The 5,257-nt window shown below is 53.8% G+C and carries 3 protein-coding genes; all 3 read left to right on the top strand.

Translation table 11 applies throughout. The features are described from left to right. Positions 1–2,364, top strand: a 2,364-nt coding sequence (locus tag V6D20_17750; GenBank protein HEY9817627.1) for an ATP-dependent helicase, incomplete at its 5' end; no start/stop codon positions are given. Positions 2,365–2,370: 6 nt separating this feature from the next. Continuing rightward, positions 2,371–2,925: a ribonuclease III domain-containing protein gene (locus tag V6D20_17745; protein ID HEY9817626.1), complete on the top strand. Its 555-nt coding sequence runs from the start codon at positions 2,371–2,373 to the stop codon at positions 2,923–2,925. A 399-nt stretch (positions 2,926–3,324) separates the two neighbouring features. Beyond that, a partial coding sequence (gene drmD, locus V6D20_17740) for a DISARM system SNF2-like helicase DrmD (protein ID HEY9817625.1) occupies positions 3,325–5,257 on the top strand: 1,933 nt, incomplete at its 3' end.

Genomic DNA, 5,257 nt, shown 5'->3' with positions numbered 1-5,257 from the left:
GAAATTGACAATACCTTAGAGAGCAAGACCGGGGCTCGCTTAGTGGTGCAGTGCGATTTTGAAGCGCTGTTGGAGACAGTATGCGCTTCTCATCCTGAGACACTTCGTGAACGCTCCATCCCAACAGAACTAGAGGCTCAGCAGCTCCGACGCACGCTGATCTGGCTTCATGAGCGAGAAATTGTGCGGTTAACAGATGGGCTTACCCTGTTTCACCAGGCCCTAAAGGTGAGAGTCTTCAAAGGGGGCAACCTCAAAACTATCTACAGTCGTTACCCAACCCTAGAAGAGCACTACAAAGAACAGGCCCGTAAGACCCACCTGATGGCCAAGTATGGCGAGCTGGCAGAGGATGACCAAGCGCGTCACCAGCTTATAGACGACTACTTCACCCTCACCCGCGAAGACTTCACAGCAGCCTACCCCAGTCTGCATGGAGAATCGGTTCAGCGCCCCGTTACCCAAGCCGACTACGATGCCATCATGGGGCCGCTCAATGCTTCCCAAAAGGCGATTGTAGAAGCAGACTCTGCCGCAATTTCGGTGATTGCTGGCCCTGGCTCAGGTAAGACTCGCACCATCGTTCACCGCATTGCTTACCTGATTAAAGTAAAGCGGGTATCTCCCGATCGCATCGTGGTGCTGGCCTACAACCGCAATGCCGTGCGAGAACTGCGCCTGCGATTGCAGAATCTAATCGGCAACCTAGCCTCTCGGCTACGGGTCTACACCTTCCACGGCCTAGCCCTAGCTCTACTAGGCCGCACCCTCGAAGAGACGACTACCCCGACCCACAAGCGTCAGGACGCAGAAAAACGGTTCGACAACCTCCTAAAGGATGCCTGCGACCTGCTGGAGAGCCAAGAGGAAGACGATGATGACATCCAGCTCCGCCGTATCCGACTCTTGGGCAACACCGAGCACATTTTTGTGGATGAGTACCAGGATGTGACCGAACAGGAGTATCGCCTGATTCGGCTGATTTCAGGGTTAGACGACAAAGAAAACCAAAACCAGTCGGTACAAATTAACCTCTGTGTGATTGGTGACGACGACCAAAATATTTATGGCTTTCGCGGAGCAGATGCCAAGTTCATCCTCCAGTTTAAGGCTGAATACCAGGCTAAACAGTTTTTGCTGACCGAGAACTATCGCTCAACAGAATCCATCATTGCCGTAGGCAATCGGGTGATTCAAAACAACCGCTATCGCTGTAAGCAAACGCTCGAAGAGCAGGTCTGTATCGATAGCGCCAGAATTGGGCAAGTAGGAGAGCCGGTGAAAGCGCGGCTATTTGCTACGCTAACAGCCCAGGCAATTTGGGTCACCAAGCAGGTGCGCCAGTGGCTAGACCAGGGCACACTGCCAAACGAAATTGCTATCTTAGCTAAGGAATGGGATCAGCTCAGCGAAATCAGAGCCCTGCTGGAGCGGTTAGCGGGCATTCCTACCTATGCCCTAAAGGGGCGAGACGTTAAGCTGATTCGCCATTCGGTGACCCATCAGCTTTTGAAGCAACTGCAAGCAAACCCAACCCTAACCCTGACTGAGACTGAGTCGGTGCGGCAACGGTTTCAGACGTTCTTTGAGCGCAAGGGGCGAAGCCTAACAGAGCCCACCGTTAAAACCCTATTGAAAATAGCCGATGATCTAGATAAAGAGCGCGGGTACGGTTCCGCAGATCTGGCAACGCCTATCACTACCGAGGAAATCGCCACATCTATCTATGAATTTAGCGAAAGCCCCAACAATTCCCTCACCGATGAAGATGCCATTTTGGTCACCAGTTGCCACGGGGCTAAGGGATTGGAATTTTCAAAGGTTATCTTACTAACGGATAAATTCTCTGAGGCTGAGCATCGGATTGAGGATGAAAGGCGGTTATTTTATGTCGCCACAACCCGCGCTAAGAAAGAATTGGTTTTGTGCGGTGCCCAATCCACCCAGTTTTTGCAGGAAACTCAACTTGATCCCATGACTGAGCTTTTAGACTCAGTTGAGCTGCCTAAACGGGTTAATTACTTTGATTTCAATCCAGGTGATGTTAATTTGGGCGCTCGGGCGGCTCAACGTAACCAAGATGCCATTAAAACCATGCGGGAAGGAGATCCGCTCTACTTACGGCCCAACTCCTGGGGTAACGGTTGGTCAATCTTCAACGAGAAGCAGATCGAGATTGGGGCATTCTCCAAGAAGTGTAATCAGTCCCTTAGCGGGAAGGGGCTAGAACCTGGCAAATTTCGCTTTCAGTCTAGGGAAGTAACCATTCGCTACATCTACCGTCACGTCAAGACAGCAGAGGACTCTGATGAAATTTTAGAAGATTGGTATGTCGTTATTCCGCAAATACGCATTTATCGGTAATGGGTTATGAGCTATCTATCTATCAAACTTGAAGCGGCTAAGCGTGCGATGGTCAAAGACCGGCCCTTAAGGGCCATCGCCTTTCCTGATTTCCACAGTGACGACCTGCTTGAAATCGCCCTTACCGACCCCTGCACCCTCAATGAAATGGATTTTTCTAAGCTAGAACAAGAACAGCGCGAGCGTGAATATCGCCGCCTCGCTTATCTTGGTGATGCTCTAATAGACTCAGTTCTTGCTGATTTTCTTTACAGTACAGGTCATGATCTCACCAAAGCTGATTTTGATGATTGGCGGCAGGCCCTTGTCAATAAACATGGACTTACTCATTTCGCAATAAAGTTAGGTTTACCCGACTACAGCTCTTCTTGGAACCGCAAAAATCGCAAACTTCCTAAGAATGAGCCTCGTATCTGGGGCGAAATGTTTGAAGCCGTGGTAGGTGTGCTGTTTTTGGATGCTGACCGGAATTTTGACAACGTGGCGCAGTGGTTGTGCGATCGCTTCCTTCGCGATGCCATCGCAGCCTATGAGAATGCGCATCCCCCAATGATGAGCTGAAAGCCCTGTCCCAAGATGCTTTTTAACTGTCGAACTCACGTTAACACCAGCATTCCAGGTATGGGCGGTCTTCGTAGGTGATGATTTTGGCATGGCGGATGGTAAAGTTCCCCAGGCGACCGGCAGCATCTTGGTAGGTGAGACAAAAGGGGCACCGGAGGCAGATGCAACGCTCGATTTCCATGTGCCAGAGGGTACTGGGCCGATCCGCAATGGAGGGGAACTAGTAATGATGCGCGCTGGAGCTTCTTGAAACGTTGTGTTTCATAACGCTTTGAAGGCGATCGCAGAGGTGATGACCTAAGGTTGGGAGCCAATAGTGGGCATCTTAGAAACGTAGCCATGGATGAGTGACGGCATCTAGGCGTGGTTTTTAGCAGTGATTTGGAGACGTTGGCATTGGCAAGTATAGATAGCGGCACTGCCCTTAGCCCCGGTCAGATCGTCCATGTGCGATCGCGGCAGTTTTTGGTCGAAGATGTCACCCCCGCCCCGCAGGCTCAGGGCGACACCCTGGTGCGCTTAGCCTGCCTGGAAGACGATGCCCAGGGAGAAGAGCTAGAGGTATTTTGGGAACGGGAAATCGATGCTCAGGTGCTCGAAACCTCCTCTTGGGAGGCGGTGGCCCACAAAGGCTTTGATGACCCGCGCTACTTTTCCGCCTACTTCCACGCTTTGCGGTGGAACTGCGTCACATCTACAGAGCCGAAACTATTTCAGGCCCCCTACCGAGCAGGGATTGAGGTCAAAGCCTATCAGCTAGAGCCGTTGCGCAAGGCTCTGCGGATGCCCAGGGTCAACCTATTTATTGCCGACGATGTGGGCTTGGGCAAAACTATTGAAGCCGGGCTGATCCTGCGTGAGATGCTGATGCGGCAAAAGATTAAGCGGGTGGTGATTTCCTGCCCGCCGTCGGTGGTGCGCCAGTGGCAGGAGGAGATGGAGAGCCGCTTTGGTCTCACGTTCATTGTGTTCGATCGCGACTTCATGGCGATGAAACGACGGCAGCGGGGCTACGGCATCAACCCCTGGAAAACCCATACCCGCTTTATTATTTCCCACTCCCTGCTGCGGGATGAAACCTATGCGGCTCCCCTACGGGATTGGCTAGGCGAATTCTCTGCCGGGTCGATGCTAATTTTAGATGAAGCCCACAACGCCGCTCCGGCCAGTGCCTCCCGATATGCCATTGACTCGCAACTGACGCGGACGGTGCGAGACTTGGCACCCCGGTTTGAGCATCGGCTATTTTTGTCAGCCACGCCCCACAATGGTCACTCCAATAGCTTTGCGGCACTGTTGGAAATCCTCGACCCTCAGCGGTTTTGTCGCGGGGTGCCGGTGCGCAGCAAAAAACTGCTGGATGCGGTGATGGTGCGGCGGCTAAAACAGGATTTGCGAGAGATCAATGAACCCGACTTCCCCAAGCGGGAGATTGTGCCAATAGTGATTGACGGGCTACCGGAGGACGCTCCAGAGCTGAAGTTAGCTCGGCTGCTGCAAGCCTACCGCAAGCAGCGAGAGCAGCGCCTGAAAGATGCTCCCCGCTCGACCCAAACGACCGCCATGCTGGTACTCACCAATCTGCAAAAGCGGCTGCTGTCGTCCATCGAAGCCTTTGCCCGCACCCTCAGCGTCCACCGTCGAGCCATTGAGCGGCAGGCTCAGCACCAGCAGACCACAACCCAGGGAAGCCTATCCCTCTTGATGGAGAGTCCGGGGTCTGACGATGACCGGGCCGACCTGCAAGAGGACGAGGTGCGGTTGGAGGAAGACCAGCAGATGGAGAAGGCCACCTACGCCGCCGGGGAGGCCATTTCTGAGGAGGAACTGGCCCTTCTTGAAGACATGACCCAACTGGCGGAGCAGGCCCGACGACAGCCTGACAGCCGCATTGGGGCGTTGGAGGCATGGCTGCGCCAAAACCTCTGCCCTGACCTGGGGCAGCCCAGGGCCAAGTGGCTGAATCGGCGGGTGCTGATCTTTACGGAATACGCCGACACCAAGCGCTACCTAGAACAGCAGATCAATGCGATCATCGCGGGCAGCGATCGCGAGGACGATCGCATTGGTACCTTCCACGGCGGCATGGGGGACGATCGCCGTGAGGACATCAAAGCCGCCTTTAACGCCGACCCGGCCCACAACCCCCTACGGATTTTGATTGCCACTGATGCAGCGCGGGAGGGGGTGAACCTGCAGAACTTCTGCGCCGACCTATTTCACTTCGATGTGCCCTGGAACCCCAGCCGCATGGAGCAGCGCAACGGGCGGATTGATCGGAAATTGCAGCGATCGCCCGTTGTTCACTGTCATTACTTTGTTTTGCTGC

The sequence above is a fragment of the Candidatus Obscuribacterales bacterium genome, from assembly GCA_036703605.1.
GTDB lineage: Bacteria > Cyanobacteriota > Cyanobacteriia > RECH01 > RECH01 > RECH01.
This window is presented reverse-complemented; position numbering and strand designations above follow the sequence as displayed.

What these genes read in the sequence shown, in the direction of transcription:
- V6D20_17745 (HEY9817626.1), top strand. Translation starts at nt 2,371, where the DNA reads ATGAGCTATCTATCTATCAAACTTGAAGCGGCTAAGCGTGCGATGGTC.